Source organism: Bacillus mesophilum (assembly GCF_008923265.1).
In the GTDB taxonomy this organism is placed as follows: domain Bacteria; phylum Bacillota; class Bacilli; order Bacillales; family Cytobacillaceae; genus Cytobacillus; species Cytobacillus mesophilum.
Genome location: NZ_WBOT01000001.1, coordinates 120,059 through 138,294, shown reverse-complemented (window position 1 = coordinate 138,294; position 18,236 = coordinate 120,059). Strand labels below are relative to the sequence as shown.

General features: G+C 32.2%; 11 protein-coding genes and 3 pseudogenes. 5 read left to right on the top strand and 9 right to left on the bottom strand.

Annotated elements, in window-relative coordinates; all coding sequences use genetic code 11:
- Window positions 1–1,525: 1,525 nt before the first annotated feature.
- On the top strand, window positions 1,526–1,789 hold the full coding sequence (rpsQ, locus tag F7732_RS00765; RefSeq protein WP_151571819.1) for a 30S ribosomal protein S17: 264 nt from the start codon (window positions 1,526–1,528) through the stop codon (window positions 1,787–1,789).
- A 3,222-nt stretch (window positions 1,790–5,011) separates the two neighbouring features.
- On the opposite strand, the gene F7732_RS00760 is transcribed toward rpsQ, so the two are convergent.
- A complete protein-coding gene (locus tag F7732_RS00760; protein WP_151571818.1) occupies window positions 5,012–5,683 on the bottom strand; it encodes a hypothetical protein in 672 nt (223 codons plus the stop codon).
- A gap of 67 nt (window positions 5,684–5,750) precedes the next feature.
- Window positions 5,751–6,332, bottom strand: a complete 582-nt coding sequence (locus F7732_RS00755) for a TetR/AcrR family transcriptional regulator (protein WP_151571817.1) — start codon at window positions 6,330–6,332, stop codon at window positions 5,751–5,753.
- Window positions 6,333–6,577: 245 nt separating this feature from the next.
- Between F7732_RS00755 and F7732_RS00750 the strand changes: the two are divergent.
- Window positions 6,578–7,710, top strand: a pseudogene (locus F7732_RS00750) (IS3 family transposase).
- 525 nt (window positions 7,711–8,235) lie between these two features.
- Here F7732_RS00750 and F7732_RS00745 read toward each other — a convergent pair.
- From F7732_RS00745 to F7732_RS00735, 4 genes and pseudogenes are all read right to left on the bottom strand, one after another.
- Window positions 8,236–8,736 (bottom strand): CarD family transcriptional regulator, encoded by a 501-nt coding sequence (locus F7732_RS00745; protein WP_151571816.1) that lies wholly within the window; start codon window positions 8,734–8,736, stop codon window positions 8,236–8,238.
- A gap of 533 nt (window positions 8,737–9,269) precedes the next feature.
- Window positions 9,270–9,998, bottom strand: a pseudogene (locus F7732_RS00740) (DMT family transporter).
- Between the two features lie 15 nt (window positions 9,999–10,013).
- Complete coding sequence (locus F7732_RS23360) at window positions 10,014–10,148, bottom strand: hypothetical protein (RefSeq protein ID WP_420837665.1); 135 nt, start codon at window positions 10,146–10,148, stop codon at window positions 10,014–10,016.
- A gap of 370 nt (window positions 10,149–10,518) precedes the next feature.
- A complete protein-coding gene (locus tag F7732_RS00735) occupies window positions 10,519–11,154 on the bottom strand; it encodes an NADPH-dependent F420 reductase (RefSeq protein ID WP_151571815.1) in 636 nt (211 codons plus the stop codon).
- Between the two features lie 222 nt (window positions 11,155–11,376).
- Between F7732_RS00735 and F7732_RS00730 the strand changes: the two genes are divergently transcribed.
- Window positions 11,377–11,718, top strand: coding sequence for a winged helix-turn-helix transcriptional regulator (locus tag F7732_RS00730; protein WP_151571814.1), 342 nt, complete (start codon window positions 11,377–11,379; stop codon window positions 11,716–11,718).
- 368 nt (window positions 11,719–12,086) lie between these two features.
- Here the strand turns inward: F7732_RS00730 and F7732_RS00725 are convergent, their stop codons facing one another.
- Window positions 12,087–12,512, bottom strand: a complete 426-nt coding sequence (locus F7732_RS00725; RefSeq protein WP_151571813.1) for a MarR family winged helix-turn-helix transcriptional regulator — start codon at window positions 12,510–12,512, stop codon at window positions 12,087–12,089.
- Window positions 12,513–12,645: 133 nt separating this feature from the next.
- On the opposite strand from F7732_RS00725, the gene F7732_RS00720 reads away from it, so the two are divergent.
- Both F7732_RS00720 and F7732_RS00715 read left to right on the top strand, forming a co-directional pair.
- Window positions 12,646–13,458, top strand: coding sequence for an SDR family NAD(P)-dependent oxidoreductase (locus tag F7732_RS00720; protein ID WP_151571812.1), 813 nt, complete (start codon window positions 12,646–12,648; stop codon window positions 13,456–13,458).
- Between the two features lie 418 nt (window positions 13,459–13,876).
- Window positions 13,877–15,111: pseudogene (locus F7732_RS00715) on the top strand (IS110 family RNA-guided transposase).
- Window positions 15,112–15,769: 658 nt separating this feature from the next.
- Here F7732_RS00715 and F7732_RS00710 read toward each other — a convergent pair.
- Together F7732_RS00710 and F7732_RS00705 are read right to left on the bottom strand one after the other, a co-directional pair.
- Window positions 15,770–16,732 (bottom strand): LacI family DNA-binding transcriptional regulator, encoded by a 963-nt coding sequence (locus F7732_RS00710; protein WP_151571811.1) that lies wholly within the window; start codon window positions 16,730–16,732, stop codon window positions 15,770–15,772.
- Between the two features lie 555 nt (window positions 16,733–17,287).
- Entirely contained in the window at window positions 17,288–18,022 is a 735-nt protein-coding gene (locus F7732_RS00705) for an SDR family NAD(P)-dependent oxidoreductase (RefSeq protein ID WP_151571810.1), read from the bottom strand.
- Between the last annotated feature and the right edge of the window lie 214 nt (window positions 18,023–18,236).

The window sequence follows — 18,236 nt, the reverse complement described above, 5'->3', positions numbered from 1 at the left end:
CTGACAGTCCCTCCTTTAATTGTTCATATTCTGTTGGTTCTGAATGAATTATATTATTGTGAATTATTTCTATAATTATCTTCTGAATACCCATATTTCATCCCCATTTTTAAATAAGACCTTTTTTAAACTATCCTCCCTCAATAAACAAAGTGAAAACTCATGTTTATTACACAAGAAAAGCACCCTGAATTAAATATTTGCTTATTTAAAAAGTTTATTTAGGAATGCGGTATATTCCTTTACTTCCATGGTAATATCTATTCTGTAAACCCTCTTTGCATTATCAAATAATACAGTTGTTTGATTGAATAGGGTAATTGGTGATCCAATAGCACTCAAAATGAAATTAAGTACATTAAAGAAATTTGTATATAATCCATTTATCTGATTCATTTTTTTATACTAATAATTACAAATATGCCCACTCTAAAAACCACATATTTTGGGATAATTGTAAATGTCAAAATAAAAATGTACATTTTTGTTGTATAGTGATGTACAATAATGTTTATGTGGAAAGTTATTGAATATATTGTTAGGTCCTGAAAACTTAACATGGAGCCTCTACGTGCATGACTTTTGAGCCAAGAAGCCAGCTATATCAAGGCTTGGCTCTTCCATACAAGGCTATCATGCCCGCCTCTCCATATAAAGTTTCTCTTAGGAAATATTAAAAAATGCAACCTGATAATCAATCATTTTTGTACATTGTTAATTAGCATTTATAGGATAATAATATTTTGCCTTCTCCATTACCCTTTTAATGTTTCTTTAAAATAATCTACCTTTTTATCCAATTATGTTCTTCCTCCATTTCAAGACCCATTTTCGATTAATTGAGCTAAGTTCCAATCAATCCATTCACTGTGTTCTGTTGCCCACTCACGAAATTGGCAATCATTTAAATCAAAATTAAAGCTGTATTGATCTCAACAAATAGGATCATCATCACCTTTGACCTTTAATTTGTATGTTTCTCCTTATTTCGCAGAAACACTTTCTTTCTCCTCCCCTTATCAAACTTTTTATATTTTTAGTAATTTAAGAATATTAGTTGTATATCCTGTTACAATAGTATGCAACTTTTTGGACATAGGCATGTTAGAACATGGAAGATATTAACAACAATGGGGAATTTTATATAATTTCCCTCTTAATTTTTTATAGTAAGATTGCCATGGTGATATTTGACTTTTCAAGCTATAAGAGCTAAAATAAACTGAATGAATTTCATTCATTAATTAGTTGAAAGATATATCTCTCATTTTGAAAAATAGAACGGATTTATACTGGCAGCATTCTTTAAAGGGATTGAATGAAAAAACAACTATTCTTGATATTCTAAATAGCAAGTGTTTGACAGGAAACATTTTTACTTGTATTTCTCAGCAAAGTTTCCTATTATCCCTAAATAATTTTCTTTCACCAAAATGATTAATATATTTTCTCTCTTTTTAAGTTCCAAAGTACTATATCTTAAATAGTGCTAACATTTGATAAGTTAAGAGGAGGTTTTCGAAAAATGAGTAAACGTAATCAACGCAAAGTTTATACTGGCCGTGTTGTTTCTGATAAAATGGATAAAACCATCACAGTTGTTGTTGAAACATACAAAAAGCATGCATTATATGGCAAGCGTGTTAAATACTCCAAGAAATATAAAGCTCACGATGAGCACAACACAGCAAAAACCGGCGATATTATCCGTATTATGGAAACCCGTCCATTATCATCTACAAAACGTTTCCGTCTTGTAGAAGAAGTAGAAAAAGCAGTTATTATCTAAATGTTCATAATCAATTATCACGAGGTGCAGGAATGTGCAGCAATTAAAGATAGTGATTACCAAAAGTTAGAGTATATATAAAGCAGTTAATTGGCTTGTATAAGTACGGTATTGAACAGGGCCTATGCTTGCCAATTTTTGCTTTATGCTCTTGTTATTATAGAATTTATATATTTATCAACTTTCTTTATAATTCTGCAAAAGTGTACGTGCTTCCCCATAATGCATTTTCTGTTAAGTAATCTGAAAATTACTCCATTAGCAAATTATAAACATGTTTCTCAACACCTTTATTATACTGATAGTGCCATCCTTCAAAATTTAAGCACCAAATGTTTCTCTTCTTATAAACCTGGTGTTTCTATGTCAAACTATGTAATTTCAAAACCCCCTCCATAATTAGGGTTTCTTATGTAATATTTGAAAATTCTATCAATTATGACTTTAACTCTCTATTGAATATAGAAATTTTATAAAAATGTTCGCTAATTCGCAGGATTTCACAACTAAGAGATTAGGTAAAACGTTGAATTCATTTAATTCAGGCAAATATGGTTTCTTGAATGCATAATTGAAAAAGGAGTATACAAGAACACCTTATTTTACCATTTAGTACACATGGTTTACTCTGCCCCTGCGGACCTTATCTCTCATGTCTCGAAAGATGTTGCCCAGTTATTCCTTCCTTATTTGCTATCATTATTAAGTTCTCTAATTAGCTAAATCGAGTAAATATGATAATGATATTTAGCTACCATTCTCCTATTAAAAACATTAATTGTCCTATATTCAAAATTAAAAAACAGCTAGAGAAATACCTAGCTGTTAGTAGACCTATTATTCATTGGGTATATTTTCTCAATAATCTTTTGGAATCCAAAGTTTAGCATTGCATCCATAAAGGTTAATAGAAAGAAATAAATGGATTTGACTTTAATGTGATAAACATTTAGCTTTTTGAGTAAAGTTAAAATCGGAAATGCATATATAAAATCAGCAACTAAATTGATTAAGACGAATAAATGAAGTTTTCCTTTTGATAAATAAAAACTCCATATTGTCAAAACCAAGTAAGGTCCAAATATTAATAGTAATGCAGTATGTGTAAGATTTTTTTTGCCCCCTTTAACTTTCCATAACTTTCGATTGGTAAAATAAAATATTTGACACATTATAGTCATAGAAGAAAACAAGCAAACTGGGAGGTACTTAGTAAACAAGTCCTTCCTATCAGGGAGAAAAATAACAGATAACCAAGAACCTAAAAACAGAGAAATTCTTATGCAAGTCTGTAACATGTTATACTCCTTTAACTTTTCTTTTATTTTGTTTAAAAATTCAATTCAATATTCAAAAATTTTTTTGACCTGTGAATCAGGGCTAAAAGTAGAACATCTTAAGATAGAATTATTGCTAACATTAACTTTTCAGTAAAATGATAAACAACATAACACACTATATTTTAATACGGCAAACCAGTTTTTGTGTTCCTTTAATCTGCCCTTCTGTTACGTAAGAAAAGCCGTCTGATTTGGCAGCTAATGATAAACATAAGCATCAGTCACTTGAAGTACATTACTTCAGAAAGTTATCCATTCTATAATTTATTTATTATAAAAATAGTGTCCTGTTTATTTAAAAAGAATTAAATCAACTTCTTTTTAATTCCAATTCAATAGATTCGACCAAGGACGGTTCTATGACTAAGGGAAGAAAAACGACTTGGGAAGAGCGGCTTTAGAGCTGCTTACAATAAATGGCTTAACCGAACACCTACTGAACGTGAACTTCTGAATGAGGAAATTATAAAAGAGATGAAAGAACTTCATGAAAAAGTGGATGGCATCTTTGGTTATCGCTAAATGACGCTACATATGAATAGAAAGTTTGGGGAGAAACTGAATCACACGAGGATATAACGATTAATGAGAGTGTTAAATTACATTCAATTATACGAGTAAAGAAGAAGCAATGTAAACGTTCTATTCCTCAACACGTTGCTGAAAATATATTAAACCGTGTGTTTAAGGCTATGCAACCAAATGAGAAATGTGTTACGGATGTTACAGAATTTATGTATGGCGTACAAAAAAAGCCTATTTAAGTGCGATTAGTGATCTATAAGATGGATCCATTGTTAGTTATGTTCTAGGACACTCCGATAACAATCAACTTGTATTTAAGTCACTAATCAAGCTACAGTACAATTAAATGGCCAACATCCACTTATCCATAGTGACCGTGGTTTTCAATAAACCTCTAAAGCTTTTAAACGCAAGTTAGATGCAGCCCAGATGACACAAAGTATATCACGAGTTGGTCGGTGTATTGATAATGGACCAATGGAATCTTTTTTTTGAACTCTGAAATGCGAGAAATATTATTTACATAAATATAAGACATTTGAGGAACTGTCTTTGGCGATAGATGATGACATCGACTTTTATATTAATAGGTACCAAAAACGATTAACGGCCTTAGCCCTATTGGGTATAGAGCTAAAGCCGCTTAGATCATTTTTATTATTTCTGATGTCTACTTGACAGGGGACAGTCCGAATGACAAATATAAAATTGCTGTCATTCATTACAACAGATAAAATAAAGCAAGAAAAAATGTTGCTGTAAATGCACTCTTCACTATTCTTCTTATTTGATTTTCTTGGATCTTATCAATAATATCTATTGATGATACCGAAAAAAGAAGCATTTCAATTTCTACATACTCTTTAGAATTTTTTTTAAAATAGTTGTTTGACAAGGCAATCTTCATAATCAATTGAATTAGGACAACAAAAATAAGAAATAACTATAAAGTCTGAATTCCATACCAACACCAGAAAATAAAGAAGTAAAAACAATCAAAAAAGTGCTGACGCTGTAAACCACAAAACTAAATTCCCTCTATCTTCAGCTATTTCTCACCTTTAGTGCCAGAAGTGTGCTCAAGAGGATTGAGGACATTATTATGATTCCGATCAATGACCGCGATATACTTTATTCACCTGTAATTGCTTGGTGCGGTCATCACAATTGCAAGATTAAAATAAACAGTTTATCTAGAAAAATATATGGACATAGCAAATTCGGAATACTACTAATAATATCAATAAAACATCCGATTACTAAAAATCATATTTCCCTTGTGTGATCGCTTGAACAAGAGAAGCGATTGTTCTGTAGCTTAGTAAATAATAATGATCTAATTCATAGCTATAAAAATTTATAATAAATAATCTTGCAATTGAAATTGAGATTTGGTTGCAAGATTATCCGTTACATCATAATAAATTAACTCTTCACTTTTAAAGTGTATAAAAATACCATTATTAAAATCGGTAGATTTACATTTAAAAAATATGCCTGGAATAGTATTTTTATCGACTCTTGAAAAAGATAAAATATTCTGATTATCGTTATTTTTATATAAAATTCCAGATATTCCTGAATCATATCCCCACGAAATTTTTAATTCACTATTTGATGAGGAAGACACAAAATGCAAGTCAGTGTTTGGAATCTTCTTTAGCAAAAAATTTGAATAAGACCCATAGAAAATTTCATTTAACCTACTTTCTATATCTCTAGCCAGAACAAGTTGAGTAATCTCTAAAGATTCAATATGTTTTTTTAGGTCTCCAATAAATTCTTTGTCATACTTATAAAATTTAAATATAAACTCATCTGCCTTAAGGAGCTCACTAGCCTTTTTAGCTTCGATCAGTGCATAAGATAGATTTAAGTTAAATTCATCTATTTTTTTAGCGTAAAATATAATGTAACAGAGTCCATTAATAAGAGTAGCTAGCTTTACTCCTCTTCTTATAACATCAAGATTATACGTTTCTAATTCCAATACTATTAATGTATTTTCTCTTGTCTTAATGTGTTTCATATTGGTTTACCTCAATTATTTTAAGTTTATGAATGAATTTCATTCATTTTTGTACAGAATATACTTTTTAGTATATTCCTAATGCATGTTTTAGAAAAGTCAATAATTCTTCTTTATGTTCAGAAATCTTCTTAGGTTCCAGTTCATTATAAATAAAGATTTGTTCAGCAGTAGATTCTATAAGGGTGAGCATTATTTTAGAACTGTATTCGGTATTGATTGTTGATCTTATAACTCCATCTTCTTTATACTTTGACAAAAATTTGTTAAGCCATTGATAGATGGGAGAATAAATATCCCCTAAACTTTTAATATGCTCTGATTGAGTGAGACCAGAATAAATGATAGTTGAAAGCTCTCTATATTCTTCAATTATACTAAAAATCACTTCAATAATTTCTGTCAATTGTGCCTCAAAATTATTACTTTTTACATTCTTCTCTATTCCTTCATGAATTTTGTCAACTAATACTTCTGAAATTGCAGGCAAAATAGAAAACTTTGATGAAAAATACAAATAAAATGTTCCTTGTCCAACACCCGCTAATTTAGCAATATCAGATATAGTTGTTTTTTCAATCCCCTTATTACTAAAGGAATCTATTGCAGCTTGTATTATCCGATCTTTCTTTTCTAAAATAAGAAACACTTCCTTCCTTTAAAATGAATGACATTCATTCACTAAGATATTAACAATAACGCATTTCAAAGTCAAATGACATTCATCCCTTTAAAAAATTTCAATTACAATTCTTATTCTAATTTTGAGAACAAGACTCTTTTTTACGCAACTCTATACTCTCCTTAATTAATAACAATGTAAATAGGCTACACTAAGTTGGACAGATAAAATAAGGGGTTGTAAACTTAGACTATCAATATAAGGAGCGTGCTATGATGTCACGTCAACGGCGAACTTTTACTCCCGAATTTAAACTCCAATTAGTGAAGCTATATGAAAATGGTAAATCGCGTGCGGATATTGCCAGAGAATATGATATTACCCCCTCTGCTTTAGATCGTTGGATTAAAAAACATCGTGAAACAGGTTCTTTCGCTGCAAAAGATAATCGTACAGAAGAAGAATCAGAGTTAATACGTCTCCGCAAAGAAAACCAGCGTTTACTGATGGAGAACGAGATTTTAATGCAAGCCGCGCTGATCATGGGACGAAAATAAATGTGATTCAAAATAACGCTCACAAATATTCGGTATCAGCAATGTGCAACGTCCTCGATATCCCAAACAGTACGTATTATTATCATGCCGATGTAACAGCTCAACGTGCACAGAAAGCCGAAGATAAAGAGATTTCTAAAGAAATTTCTCGTATTTTCAAAGAAAGTCGCAACAACTATGGGACACGTAAAATCAAGAAAGAATTAGCGAAGTTACCAAAACCAAAGCAAGTTTCACGTCGTCGAATTGGACGATTTATGAACGAAATGGGACTTGTTTCAACCTACACAGTGGCGCAATTTAAACCACACAAATCAACATGTAATGAAGCACCTGTGAAGAACGAATTACATCGTCAATTTAAGCAAGACGAACATTTAGCTGTTATCATCAGCGATTAAACATACGTCCGTGTCGGAAAAAAGTGGCATTATGTATGCTTATTTTTCGACCTTTTCAATCGCGAAATCATTGGCCATAGTGCGGGTGTAAATAAGACCGAAGACCTTGTGTATCAAGCAATTGCAAGCATTCAAGCGAATTTGAATGACGTCAAAATGTTTCATACAGACCGTGGAAAAGAGTTTGATAACAAACTGATTTTAGAGGCACTCGAAACATTTGGGATTCAGAGATCATTGAGCATGAAAGGATGCCCTTATGATAATGCTGTTTCTGAAGCGATGTTTAAGGTATTTAAAACAGAATTCGCTAATGGAGCTCATTTCTCTTCCCTTGAGTAGCTCTCTCTTGAACTAGATGATTATGTTCATTGGTTCAACAACATTCGAATTCACGGAACACTAGGCTATTTAACGCCTATGGAATTTAAGAAGAAGACCTTATAATTTTTGTCCAGTTTAGTGTTGACATTCCATACTTTGTAATTTCACTTAAAAGAGCTGTTTCTTAATTTATTTCAGATAAGGGGTCCATTGCAAATCCATAGTGTTTATGTAACTTGTATTTAGTACCCTTAATGAAAGTAGAGTTTGATTCGTATTTTTCAAATTATAAAATCCTTGTTTTATCTAACTCTTCTCAGTAGCCTTAAATATTCAAAATATAAAATGGCACCAGCTCCATTACTAAATCGTAACAGCTCTCCAATCCTTTTATTGCCGACACCTAAATTCCTGTTTAGTAACCAAGTAACCTTTTTTTCTGCGTTTTATATCAAGTAATCATTCCTTTTAATCCAGCATCACTTTTTGTTTTTTGGTAAAGTACATACTTTTAAGATAGAAATAGACTCTTCTTTAAATTAGAAATACCTAATTGCAAAGTTATAGTTATTCAGGTAAATGATCCCGTATTAACACTTTTATTTCCTTAACAAAATTTTTTCTTTTTCTATCTTCATGTTTTTATTACTAAATATAATTTTTTAAAATTTCTTTGAAGTCTTTTTCGATGAACTCAATTGCCTCCTTTTCTGATAGATTTACAGCATCCCTTATTTCTTGGACAAACATATTATGAGCAATTTTCAAAAGATTTTTTTCTTCGTAATGTAAGTTAATCTTCGCCCAAATAGTATATTGCAAATCTCTCGTTAATTGCAGGTGGTTTTCAAGGGTTCCTAATCTTAATTTCTTCAAAAATATTTGTTTCTTATTATCCCCAAGTACTTCAAAATGATCTTTGTAATTATATTCTATATTGCTAATCGAATCTAAATTTTCTATTTTCTCTATTCGTCGCAATCCTAACCTTTGTGCATTATCGATTGGTACAAATATATCTAACTGCTTATCAGGAATATAAATTTTATAATATGTTTGTAATTCTCTTTGGATATCATGTTCTTCTACGTTAATAAAAAAACCTACGCCGTAGAAAGGATAAAAAACACGATCATTCAATTTAAACATTTAGATTCCTCCATAACTTCATTTTTATATCTGAGATAGCCTTGGTTATTCGAATTAATTCATCATTATAAAAATTAAATAAAACTCCTCTTTCTATAACTTTAAAACTATATGTTTCTAGTTCCAATTACTTCAAAATAATTTTAATTCAAAAGTGAATGAATTTCATTCATTTCAAAGCAATGCTTATTAGTATATTAATAACCCAATGGTCTCACAGATCATTACTGGGTTCTGCTGTAGAATCTATGAGCGAGCTGTGTTTCTCTCATTTATCAATATGAATAAGAGTTTTGATAGTACCATTCAAATGAAAATGAGAAAATAAAAAAATAATCAGTCAAGTGAACTTCCCATCCAATTCACTTGCTTTCAATGAAGAATTTTTAATTCTGCCCTGATATTATTAGTAATTTTGCCAACTGGTTATCTATCATCGCTGTTCGGGACATTTAGTAAATAATAGCGATAATAAACTAACATGTATAACCTTGCTTGTCAAAGCATTCAAATAACAGCTATTAATATTCAAATTATAATTGATCTTGTAAAAGTGATTTCCTTTGTTTAATTAGAAAGAAAAATACGCCTACTAAAACTACCAAACCTCCCGTAATCTGCATGCCAATTACAGATTCACCTACGATGATTGCAGCTAAAATGGTTGCCCCCACAGGTTCTCCTAAAATACTCATTGAAACAGTAGTGGTATTCACATAACTAAGTAAATAGGTGTAAATCACATGTGCAATTGTTGGGGAAATTGCTAATAAGAAAAATATCCCCATTCTTTTGGCTCTTAATTGCCAATCGGAATTCCTGCCGAGAGATTGTATATGTTTAATGTAATTGCAGCAAAAAAGAATACACAAAAACTATATATCCAATGAGAGATTCTCTTTACATTGTTTTGTCCGATTAACAAGTAGCCGACTACTGCTAATACGCTTAAACAGGGTAGTATATCACCAATGATAACCGAACGATTTTCTAAACCTAAATCTCCCCACCCTACCATGACCACTCCTATAATTGATATACCAATAGCTAGCAAAGTAGATTTACCCGCTTTTTCTTTGTATATAATAAAACCCCTCCTAACAAAGCCACCATTGGCTGTAGTGAAGTATTGTGGTGGAATTGGCCACTGTAGTTAGTTTTAGGGACTCAAACCATAAAAAATGGAGTGCTAAAAAAATACCAGCAATACATAATATCATCCATTTCCTTTTTGAAAGATTAATAAATTCTTTTCTTTTTATCCATACTACCGGTAATCATAATGCACATGCAAAATACATCCGATACATACTTAGAATCGAAGAAGGTGCGTCAGACCACTTAACGAATATTGCTGCAAAAGAAATTGCAATTACCGAAATGGTTATTAGCAATCCAACATATCTTTTCATTTACATCTTCTCCCTGGTATAAACTGCACAGAAATCAATTAGATTTCTCTACTCATACATCCATTTCGTTAACTATATGTCCCTTTTTTATATTAGAAAAGCTGCCTGAATCGGCAGCTGATCGTAAATATACATACCATTTAGTTTAAACATTTTATTCGAAATTATAAGCAAATGCCAGTAAGTTTGATACCGTCCACAGACAAATCATCTCAATTCATCTTATTTTAAGATAATTTGTAATAAAACATATCATCCAGTTGAGGGGAAAATTGTATTAAAAAAATCAAGTTAAAGAAAACTTAAAAAGTCTCTTTTTCATTTTACATATTTATCATATCCTCATTATAGTGAGTGCTATATGACCAAATTATTTCTTCTCAAGATATACCTTGATATTAAAAATATCACTACCGAGAGCATTAGTTAATGCAAAATACATCGCAGTAAACTGTTCTTGCCCACGAGCAGTCTTAAGATCTCCAAGATCTAACTGCGACTCTGGTGACCAGCCTAGGTCATTAAGCAATTGACTAGTTATCTCCTTCGCTTCAACGTCATTTGCTGATATGAAAACGGTAGTTGGTGCTTCCAATATTGAAGGCTCAACCATAATCGTAGAAGTCATAGTACCAAGTGACTTCACTACTTTTACCTTCGGAAATTCTTGCTGAAGGATCTCTGCTCCAGATTCTTCTTTATATTTGAGTGAAAAGTCTTCTGTCATCGCAACGGAAACATCAATTAAGATTTTTCCGTTAAGCAACTCTTCTCCAATCTCTTTTAAGATATTTAGAGTTACTTCACCGGGTGTAGTATTTACAAGGATGTCACCAAATTCGGCTGCTTCCTTTAAACTTTTAACAGGAAGCTCTTTATCGTTATGTTTTTGAGGGTTACGTGAGCCTAAAACAACATCATAACCCACATCTTTCCATTTAGCACCAAGAGTTGTTCCTGCATTACCTGTTCCTAAAATTCCGATCTTTCTATTTGTTTTAACCATAATTTCCTCCTTAACATGTATTCATGTTTAGTATAACTAAACTAATTTATCGTACAAGTAGGCTTTGTTTTCATACATAGTCATAAAAAACATACTATTATATTGAATTTTCACAGAGTATAATAAGTGTTAAAGTCTAAATTAATTATTCTTGTTCAAACAAATAAACATTTTTGATTTAATTTATGGCTAGTTCACTTAAACAGGAGTTGAAATAATCTGATGAATAATGAGCTAGACAAGGGATCTGACGGAATCATAACTACGCTAAATGTTATAGGAGGAAAGTGGAAGCCGCTTATTCTATATATTCTATTATACGACGGCACAAAACGATTTGGAGAACTTAAGCGTTCCTTACCAGGAATCTCACAAGGGATGCTTACAAATCAACTAAGAGAGCTTGAAAAAGATTGTCTTGTAGAACGTAAAGTATATAAAGAAATTCCACCCAGAGTTGAATATAGTTTGACTAAACATGCTACAACACTAACAACAGTATTGGTCGATATGTGTGATTGGGGTTTTAAACACGCGGACTTTATAAATGATCAAAAATCCTAGATCCCATTTAATTAGTTTAGTAACACTAAAAGACTCTCAGTAAAATAGCGAGTTTTTTGTTATTAAATACTTTTTTTTGTATTTCTCAAAAAAAAACTTTCTTTTTATAGAAATTAAAAGCCCGCTCTAAATAAGGAGCGGGAATACTTTTAGTAGCATAATTGTACTTGCAACAAACTATTATATTTGTTTTAATAGTTGTTATTTATTCTAACTAAATATCCATATTGTTTAAGTGCTTTTATTCAAAATTCTCTATAATGGATACATTAGTAACTTTCTTCGCTCTCTTTTAGATGCCTTCCCACTAGAATATAGGTATTTCAGTCTATAATCTTGTACATCTGTTGTGAGGTACAGAATGATAGTTATTCCAGCTTATTTAAAATACGCAATATATTTTCTTTATCATCTATTGTCAAACAATTAAAATATTTCCTTTGAAAATCTACCAGCTCAGGTTCGAATTTAATATATAGGTCATTTCCCTTTTCAGTAAGGGAAAGATAATTTGTTTTCCATTCCCTCTCTCTTGATATATAACCATCCTTCTCAAGCTTCTGCAATAATTGAGTGATATTACCTTTTGTTACCACTAGCTTAGATGCTAACTCTTTTTGAGAAATCCTATTATATTCTCCCACCCTACATATGACATCCATCTGAGCGTTTGATAGTCCAAATGGATATAAGATCTGGTTAGTTCCGTTTGTGTTACTTCTATAAATCTCCATTACCCTTCGCCATATCAAAACACTATAGTTTTTTTCAACTTCATCAAAGTCACTTTCCATTAATATCTCTCCTATTTCAAATTGTTTTATATCTATTATACCAAGTAATTATAAATCAACATGTATCTTGCATTATTATCAGTTTAGAACTATACTTAATATGCTTTAATATCTTAAATAGGGGTGGTAAATCATGGCTATTAGTGATGTTACAAACAAATCATTGCAGGAACTTATGTCTCTTAAAGGACGCACAGCTGTTGTTACAGGTGGTGCTTCTGGATTTGGTCTGAGTATAAGCAAAAGATTAGCTGAGGCTGGAGCAAATGTAATTGTAGGGGATTTAAATGAAGAAGCTGCTAAATTTGCAGTTAAAACTTTATCAGAATATGGCGGGAACCACTATTCCACAAAACTTGATGTTTCTGATGCACAAAGTATTAAAGATTTAACAGCCTTTGCAGTTGCTATGACAGATAGATTGGATATCTGGGTAAACAATGCAGGAATTTACCCAGTGAAGCCAATTTTAGAAATTACAGATGAAGATTGGGAAACAATCCATAAACTAAACTTGACTGGAGTATTTATCGGATCTAGAGAAGCAGCCAAAGTAATGATAGAGCGAAATATTGAAGGCGTTATCATTAACATAATTTCTCTCGCTGCATTCAAGACGAGCGATGGCTATAACTCTGCTCACTATGTTTCAACAAAACACGGTGTTGCTGGTCTGACAAAAAGTCTTGCAACAGAGCTAGGTCCGAAAGGCATTCGAGCAGTAGCAATTACACCTGCACTTAGCGCTACAGATGGAATCAACGCAAAGCGAGCTCTTGATAAAGAGATGGATGCTGCCTATACTGCTTATGAAAAACTCATTCCATTAGGAAGGTTGGGTCTACCGGATGATGTAGCTCGTGTAGCGGTATTTGCAGCATCCGATATGGCTAAGTTCGTTTCCGGCAGTACTATCTTTGCTGAAGGTGGAGACGGAACTCGATAAATTATTAACTTGTTATTAAATAGCAGGGCTTTCATTGATAATGAAAGTCCTACATTCATTATATAATGCGCTGGAATTACTATCTTGCAATTGTTGGAATAAATGCAGAGAGAAAGCCTTCCCTGAAAATGTTTTGAGTTATGACTTTTCTTATTAAATAATCCTGCCCCGTACGTATTATAAGGTTAACCAGAATGCTAAATGACCTTATTTATTTTGGTCGTATTATATCAGTAGCCAGGGTAGAACGTAACTGCCCGTGGGGCTTTGACCCCGTCAACAAAACCGTTCGCCCCCTACTTGTAGAAACATGATTGAGGCTGGTTGGGACTTAGATCTCGTATAACAAGCGAAGCTGTGATACTGCATGGAGGATTAGGGGTTACTGCCACATGACTAGTTTAGGAGGAGATTTTAGTTGAATCCAGTCATTGGTCTGGATGTTTCAAAAGGGGAAAGTCAAGTTCAGGCATTTTTAGATAAAGGCAAACCATATCGTAAGAGTTTTAAAGTTTTTCATACTATAGAAGGTCTTGAGTTACTTGTAGAGTTTTGGAGGTGATTAAGGAGGAAACCGGCAGAAAACCTCCCATAGTTCTAGAAGCAACAGGTCATTATCATTCCTCCGTTGTTCAATACTTAGAGGACCGTGGGTATTTAATGATAATCATTAATCCGTTGATTTCTTATAAGGCTAAAAGTTCAAGTCTTCGGAAAGTAAAGACAGATGCGATAGATGCTTATCATCTCTGCGAGCTGTTTTATAAGGAGGATTTAGAGCCGTATAAGAAGCGTGGTGTGCAGCTATTAAACCTTCGGAATCTTACAAGGCAGCACGAAAATATTACTGGTGTATTGATTCAAACAAAGCTACAATTTCAAGCAATCCTAGATCAGGTTTTTCCTGAATACAGAGGTATTTTTGGTGACTTATATTCGGTCGTATCACTATTAACTCTTTCTGAGTTTCCCTCATCTGAAGATATCTTAGGTGCAAGTGAAGAAACAATTGCCGACAAAATCGCTGAGTTATGCAAAAGTCGTTCCCATCGATGGGCTAAAGAAAAAGCTACTCAGCTCAAGGCTTCAGCTAATAGAAACCCTTTCGAAAAGACCGTTTATCAGAGCCACATTTTAAGTCTAGATATGTATATCAATATCATTCTTCAATATAAAGAGCACCTATCCAAGTTAGAGTCCGAGATAGATGCCCTCGCTAAAAGCGTTGAAGAATATAATATTATCAAATCTATCCATGGTATAGGAGAAAAAATCGCGGCCACGATCATTTCAGAAATTGGAGAGATAGATCGATTTACTGATCCTAAAAAGCTCGTAGCTTTCGCTGGAGTTGATCCTAGTGTATTCGAATCTGGTAAGTTTACAGCCACTAAAAACCGAATCACCAAAAGAGGATCCAGCAGGCTTCGTCACGCCTTATATATGGCAGTTCGTTGTGCTATTCGTGACTGTCGTAAAAAGAAAACAACTGATGAAATCATCCCGCGAAACAAGAGAATACGAGAGTTTTATGACAAGAAACGTGATGAAGGTAAGCCTTTTAAAGTAGCCGTAATAGCGTGCGTAAATAAGCTTTTACATTGGATATATGCCCTTTTAAAGAACAAAACTACTTTCCTAGATATAGATTAGGATAATATAAAAAAATAACCAAAACCTTCCAAAAAGTACTTACGGAGGGTTATTAGGTATGCTTATTTTTAGTATAACATGAGATATTTTAAATTTTTCATGAAAAATTTTGACAAACTATTAGCTGGTTTTGTTGAACGAGAAAGATTCACTTGGTTTGCCAGCTGATTATGAAATTAATTACCGACAGAATTTTAAATTAGTTAAACAGATATGATTCAACCATCTCTTCACCTGAAAACATATCTTTATTTTGAATTGATTATTTTTCACCTCATTCTCTCCAAAAAATTACGTAAGGTATCTTCTCTTTATTTGCTTTTGCAAGGGCCTTGCCTAATTTTTTGTTACTCATTTCATATTCGACTTAATAGCCTTTATTTCTTAAATAATTTGTTACCAATAAGGATTCTTTTTGAGTACCTAGTGGAACTATATAAAAATCTTTATTCGCATTCTCTCTTAAATCCTTCTCAAATGAACTTAAAACCGTATAAATTACATCTAAGCCTAATGATATTCCTACTGTCGAGAAGTTTTTATTTGTACCTATCAACCACCTATTGCATTATCATATCTTCCGCTAATCATAATACTCGATTTTATAGATTGGTCAGATAAGAATATCTTATAAATAGTACCTGTGTAGATTTCTATATCACACGGTCAGCCGTTCAATTAATTTAACTGATATTTCTTGGTGAGAACTGTCATTGTTCTCAATTGCTTGAAGAAATAGATTTCTTCCGACCTCAACTAAAGGAATTTCTAGAGTAGTTATGTTCATAATTTTGGCTATTGGCTGATTATCAAATCCCATTAGCGCAAGCTTGTTTGGTATTAAGATATTATGTTCCTTACAGCAGGTTGAAATGCCGGCAGCTACCTGATCGCTTGAAATCAATAGCGCTGACGGTGGATTGCTCATACTAATTAAACGTTTTACTACTCTTTCCCCATCTTCAAAGTTAAAGCAATCGTAAAAAATATAATTTGGTTTTAATGGCTGATTCAATTTCATACAAAAATCTCTATAAGCCAATTCTCTTTGTTTACTATTGGTTCCTGTTTTTCTACCAATACAATAACCAATTTTATGATGCCCCTTGTTGTGTAAATATTCTAAAGCTATGGAAAAACTTTTGTAATGATCAATAAATGTTGAAGATACTCTTCTGCCTCTAGCATCTTCACATAAAACAATCGGACCATAAGATACATATTCATCAATAATATCCCATCCACAAATTCTAGAACAGATGATTAAAGCATCTATTTGCTTATGTTTTAACATCATTAAAGCTTCAATCTCTCGGCTTTCTTCATAATTGGTCTGAAACAGAACTAACTTATAGTTGTTATTTACAGCTGCGTTAGCTATACCTTCAACTAACAACCCAAAATAGGGATGATTTGAAAAAGGAATAGCAACACCGATAAGGAAGGTTTTTCCTTTATTTAAATGAACTGCATTTATATTCTGTCGATAATTGCATTCCTCAATAGCACGCTTAACAGCCTCTTTTTTTTCAGCACTTACATACGGTTGATTATTTATTACACGTGAAACTGTGGTTACTGATACACCTGCCATTTTTGCTATATCTTTAATATTTGTCATATGCTCACCTTTAACGAAAATTCTTCTTGCATTGAAACTAGTTCCACAATTTAAGCTTAGAGTATAAATAGACAGGAGGAGAATATTAGATGGTCATACTGAGTGGAATAATGAGCTTAATTTTTATGTATAGTTCTATATTAATTTTGTCATCATTAGCCATTTCTTTACACACAAAAAAGAAATGTCATAAAAGGAAAAAGGATACGTACAGTTTTTTATTCGATGTCTACGATGATTAATAAATAATTATATTTACAAAATAGGGGCGTTAATATTGAAATTAATGATATGTCTCTATTCTTTTTTAAGAATCGTTGTCGTTCATAATCGATTAACTATTATTTTTTCAACAAACCTGACCTGTTTGTAACATAAAATAATCCACTACATGCAACACTTGTCTTTAACATAAGCAGTATACTATAATTTAAGGGGATTTATTCATAAGTGCGTTTTTCACTTTTTTTCTTATTATAGGAATGCTTTCATTATAATCACATAGATAGGATAGCAAATATTCAAGGAAGTATTATAAGCATAACAAAAATTGTCTTATCTTAAGTATATTCCATTATTAATATCGAATGTTGCACCTGTATAATGTTTTGCTTTATCTGATAATAAAAATACAACAGTATCAGCCACATCTTCAGGTAGAACAGGCTTATCAATGAGTTGGTGGCTCAAATAATCCTCTTTCCTCCAATCAGGTATAGCAGCCATCATAGATGTTTTAACCATCGTAGGTGCAACAGCATTGACTCGGATGTATGGTGAGAAATTCACGGCACAGCTTTTAGTTAAACCTAGTATGGCAGCTTTTGATAACCCATAAATTGCATCTGAGCTGCCTTCCATGCCTGACACTGAGGACATATTAATAATGACTCCCTTACGATGGCTTTGGAACAATTTTTTGCCGAACATTTGTGAAAAATAAATAAATCCCTTAACGTTTATATCTAAGACTTTATCAATTTCATCTACTTGATAATCCAATATATTTTTCGCCAAATAAATCCCCGCATTATTAACTAAACCATCTACATCAGAATGTTCTGCTTCAACATATACAAAAAATTTAGCGACCTCTTCATAGTTACTTACATCTAATTGATATGTATGTAGATCAGAGCGATCATCCATTGACCGTTTTAAGTCATATAAGGAATGTTCATTAATATCGCATGCAATAACTGAAGCACCCTCATGTAAGCATTGCTTGACAACTTCTTTTCCTATCCCAGAGGCCGCACCTGTTACGATTATTTTTCTATTTTTGAGCACTTATCAAAACTCCTCTCTCTATTTATTATTCTAATTAACTAAGTTTTATCAAGAGCGTTACTCTTTAACCTTATAAATACATACCAGTCTAAACCGAAGTGTGTTATTCAATTTACTCCTCCAGATACATATTTAGAATATTACAATTCATATAATAAACTAATTATCAAATAAAGAAGTGTTTTCTCAAAATTTAATTACATTCCTGTAAACA